Consider the following 3,965-nt stretch of genomic DNA (forward strand, 5'->3'; position numbering starts at 1 on the left):
CGTCAACCATCAACTGACCCGCCAACGCCAGTTACACCGGTCATCAGACAGTCCCCCAGGCGCCAAGACGACACGCCGAGCCCGCGCACCGAAATCCGGCTGTAGTACTAGGGCGTGTCTCCTAAGTAGGTCGGAGCCAGAGCAGGATGGCTCGTAGGACCAGGCCCGCCGCGGAAGGTCAGGGCGTGCTTGATGCCCCTATGGAGGTCAAGCAGCGGCCGCAGGCTGCAGCTGCTCTCGGGGCGCTATGAGCTGGTGGATCTCGCGGGCGACGTAGCGTTTGAGGCAGCGGAGGGCCTCGCGGCGGGTCTTCCCCTGAGCGATGCGGCGGGCGAGGTAGTCCCGGCTGCGCGGGTCCCAGCGCAGTCGAGCGAGCACCTGTGCAGCGCGCAGTTGGCTTGCCGGTCGCCGCCGCGGTTGAGTCGGTGTCTCTGGGTCTTACCCGAGGACGCTTCGACCGGGCTGACGCCGCATAGTGCGGCGAACGAGCCCTCGTGGTGGAGCCGTTGTGGGCTGTCGCCCGCGGCGATGAGCAGGGCGGCGGCGGTGTCGGGCCCGACACCGTGGCGGGCCAGTAGCTGCGGTGCGTGGGCGGTCAGCGTCTCGTGGATCCGCTACCGAAGGTCGTTGATCTCGCTGGTCAGCTCCAGGATGCGTCGTGCGAGCAGGGCGATGGTGTAGGCGGCCGCGCCGGCGATGGAGGCCGGCGAGTCGGACGTGGACAGGTCCGCGCAGCGCCGGATCAGTCGGGGGTTGCTCAGCCCCGCCATCTCCTCCCGGAGCTCGGGGTCGGCGCTGACGAGCACGGACTTGAGCTAGTTGATCGCCTCGGTGCGTGACTTGGTCGCCGAGGCCTTGGCCAGCTTGAACACCCGGACCATCTCCACCGGGCCATCGGCGGCCTTGGCGCGGGTGGTGGCTCGGTCTTGCCGCGCCGCCGTGCCCGCTTGTCCGGCTGATTGACCTCGATGACCTCGACCTGATGCCCGGCCAGATAACGGGTCAGCGCGGCTCCGTAGGAGCCGTGCACTCCACCCCAGCTCGTCGGACCTGGCCAATGTCCGGGCCCAGGTCAGCAGCTGCTGATAGCCCGAGCTGGTCGTGGCGAACTCGGCGCTGCCCAGCAGCACCCCCAGCTGGTTGACCACGTCGGCGACGTGGACGGCCTTGTGAGTGTCCACCCCGACGACGACGTCGCCGGCCTCCGCCGACTCGTGGTGGGCGGGTCGGACGGTAGGTGCCTGCGGCATCCTGGGCACGGTTGTTCGTCTCCTGCATGGCTCGGGGACCGGATGGCCGTCGCCGGACCGGCGGGGGCGGTCAGGACTGTGACGGTGCCCTGTTCACGGCAAGGCCCCTATCGGGACACGCCCCGTCGGTCCGGCGGCAGCAAGCACCGCCCCGACCGGAGCCGAAGATCAAACACAGGACAGCCTGGTCAGTCGTAGCGCGGGTCAGACCCCGGCTCGAGGCGGCACCCGGTGATCCTCACAGTCGTAGCGGGGTGGCCAGCCCGCGCCAGCCTTTGAGCAGGTTGAAGCCGCGCTCGACGACGTTGCGGTTCTTGTAGTCGGCGGCGTCGAAGCCGACCGGTCGCCCGCCACGGGAGCCGCGGCGGGCCCGGTTGCGTTTCTGGTCGTCGGGTTCGGGGATCACCGCGGTGATCCCGCGGTGGCGCAGCAGCGCCCGGTGAGCGCGGCTGGAGTAGGCCTTGTCCGAGCGCAACGCCAGCGGGGTGGTGCGGGCCCGGCGGCGGCCGAGCCGGTCGACGGCGAGCTCGCGAGCAGGCGCACCAGTTGCGGGGAGTCCGCGAGCAGGCCGGCGAGTCATCCACCAGGTCTGAGCGGTGCCCGCGGCTTGCCGAGGGCTGCTCAAGGCCGCGCGGCCGAGACCGGCGATCGCGCCGCCTGCGGCGGCACTGACTCTTGTCGGGCCCGGAAGCTTGATCCGCCCGCCCCTCACCAGCAAGGGCCGCAGAACATCTTCGGGCCGCGCCGGGTCGACGGCCCTTCGGGTCGACTCCGTCATCTCGGGCGAGCGCGGCCCGAGAGCCTTTCTGCTCTTCGACCCTTGCTGGTGAGCCTCCAGGGGCGGACGCGGCGCCCCCGGGGCGAAGGCACAGAACGCCTTCACCCGATGGGCACCGAGCCCGACGAGGCACCGCTTCGCGAGATCAACACCTGCGTTCGGCTTCTTACGTTGATCAAGGGCGTTGCTCGTCGCTGCGCGACCGGACTTCGTCCGGCCCTTGACAACCCCGTCAGTAAGTTCGTGCGTGCTCGCCCCTAGGCCGTTGGTGCCGCGGGAGTGCGGCATGGCACCCCGCGGGGACGGGGTTCGGGGCGTGTGGCTCCGAAGAGGGCCGGACGTCTCCGCGGATAGGGTCCACTCGGCCCGTCCATCATCACGCAGCTTGGTCAGGCTCGGTTCATGACACAGCCCAAGGTCCAGAGCCGCCGCTCGTCGCTGGGCGTGCAGACGCCTTGGTTGGCGGCGGGACTGCTGACCGGCTTCGTCGTGCCGTTCCTGTTCGCCGACGTGCTGGCGTTGCCACGCGACCTCTACTACGGCGTCTATGCCGCGATCGTGGTCGGGTTCGTCGCGCTGTGGGCCCGCTCCACCGGGGTATCCCTGACCGCGGCGGCGCGCCGGCACTGGGTGCTCGCCATCGTCCTCGGTGTACTGGTAGCCGTGCTGCTGGCGACCGTCGTGGTCCGCACTGAGCCGCCGACTCCGGGCCCGACCGGGGTCGCCCTGGTTTGGGCCGTCCTGTGGCGAGGAATCGTGTACGGCGCGGTCGACGGGCTGCTGCTGTCGGTGTTCCCGATCTTGGCGGTCTTCGCCGCGATGCAGGACAGCGGTGTGCTCGCACGGTGGGGCGGACGCGTTCTCGTAGGTGCGGCCGCACTACTCGCGTCGCTGGTGATGACGGCGGTTTACCACCTCGGCTACACCGACTTCCGCTCACCCGCGCTGATCAAACCGGTTGGCGGCGACGTCGTCTGGAGCCTGCCGACTCTGGTCACCCTCAACCCAGTGGGCGCGCCCATCGCCCACGCGGGGATGCACATCGCCGCCGTCCTGCACTCCCCCGGCACCGCGACATTCCTCCCGCCGCACGACTGAAGGTCAGACGAGCTCGAGATCGGGAGTGGGCAGGGTCAGGCCGCGTCCGTGTGAAGCCGGCCGCCTCTGGCCGAGAGGGCGACCCCCCAGTTCGTCGCGAGGGCGGCGCCGGCGGTGGGCACGAGGCACGGAGTCCGTTGCTGGGGTGGCGCCAGCAGGGCTGGTCGGGGGCCGGCGGGCGGCGAGTGCGGCTTCGTGGCGCGCGGGGTCGTAGGGGCTGCCGTGGACGTAGACCACGACGACGAGCAGGCCGGCCAGCAGCAGCCGCGCCCGCACCGCTCCACGACGTGCCGCCACGAGAGCGATCACCAGCAGGGGCACCACCAGCACGACGACGACCAGGTCGGTCCCGCGCTGTCCAGCCGCGGCGAAGACGCCGCTCCACCGGTAGAGGCCGGTGCCGTCGAGCAGCACGGGGAGGCCGCGAGGCGTCGTCACCACCTGCGGTCCGGGCCCGCCGCCCACCACCAGCCCCGTGAGCGCGGCCGCGGCGGCGAGGACGGCGCCAGCACCGTCACCGCCCGGCAGGGCCGGGCGTCACGGGCTCCCCGCTCCGTGTCGGGCCACGATCTCGCGCAGGACCTCGCGAAAGCGGCCGAACTCCTCGAAGTGCGGGACGTGCCCGGAGTCCTCGAACGTGATCCACTGCTTGACCGGTGCGTCCAATCGGTCGAACCACTCGCGGGCGGGCCCGGAGCGGGCAGTCAGCTCGTGGGCCCCGCCGACGAGGTAGACCGGGACCTCCAGCCGCGGCACCTGGGCGCGGAAGTCCACCCCCTGCAGCTGAGGTTCCCCCGGTAGCCCGGAGTGGTTCCTACCTGGCCGGGACGGGCTCGGGG

At 71.3% G+C, this 3,965-nt stretch carries 6 protein-coding genes and 1 pseudogene; 1 reads left to right on the top strand and 6 read right to left on the bottom strand.

Going from position 1 to position 3,965, the window contains the following annotated elements; translation table 11 throughout:
- Positions 1-207 precede the first annotated feature (207 nt).
- From PHK61_RS31990 to PHK61_RS31525, 4 genes and pseudogenes are all read right to left on the bottom strand, one after another.
- Positions 208-578 (bottom strand): annotated as a pseudogene (locus PHK61_RS31990) (transposase); the annotation flags it as partial.
- Between the two features lie 36 nt (positions 579-614).
- Positions 615-806 carry a hypothetical protein gene (locus tag PHK61_RS31515; protein WP_274284991.1) on the bottom strand — a complete coding sequence of 64 codons (192 nt, stop codon included), beginning with the start codon at positions 804-806 and terminating at the stop codon, positions 615-617.
- A 9-nt stretch (positions 807-815) separates the two neighbouring features.
- Positions 816-1,250: a hypothetical protein gene (locus PHK61_RS31520; RefSeq protein WP_274284992.1), complete on the bottom strand. Its 435-nt coding sequence runs from the start codon at positions 1,248-1,250 to the stop codon at positions 816-818.
- Between the two features lie 238 nt (positions 1,251-1,488).
- Complete coding sequence (locus tag PHK61_RS31525; protein ID WP_274284993.1) at positions 1,489-2,028, bottom strand: transposase; 540 nt, start codon at positions 2,026-2,028, stop codon at positions 1,489-1,491.
- Positions 2,029-2,430: 402 nt separating this feature from the next.
- Here PHK61_RS31525 and PHK61_RS31530 point away from each other — a divergent pair, with 402 nt between their 5' ends.
- Positions 2,431-3,126 carry a hypothetical protein gene (locus tag PHK61_RS31530; RefSeq protein WP_274284994.1) on the top strand — a complete coding sequence of 232 codons (696 nt, stop codon included), beginning with the start codon at positions 2,431-2,433 and terminating at the stop codon, positions 3,124-3,126.
- 3 nt (positions 3,127-3,129) lie between these two features.
- Here PHK61_RS31530 and PHK61_RS31535 read toward each other — a convergent pair whose 3' ends face one another.
- Entirely contained in the window at positions 3,130-3,564 is a 435-nt protein-coding gene (locus PHK61_RS31535) for a hypothetical protein (RefSeq protein WP_274284995.1), read from the bottom strand.
- 99 nt (positions 3,565-3,663) lie between these two features.
- On the bottom strand, positions 3,664-3,965 hold a 302-nt coding region (locus PHK61_RS31540), incomplete at its 5' end, for an alpha/beta fold hydrolase (RefSeq protein WP_274284996.1).

This window comes from Actinomycetospora lutea, from assembly GCF_028737205.1.
Lineage (GTDB): Bacteria > Actinomycetota > Actinomycetes > Mycobacteriales > Pseudonocardiaceae > Actinomycetospora > Actinomycetospora lutea.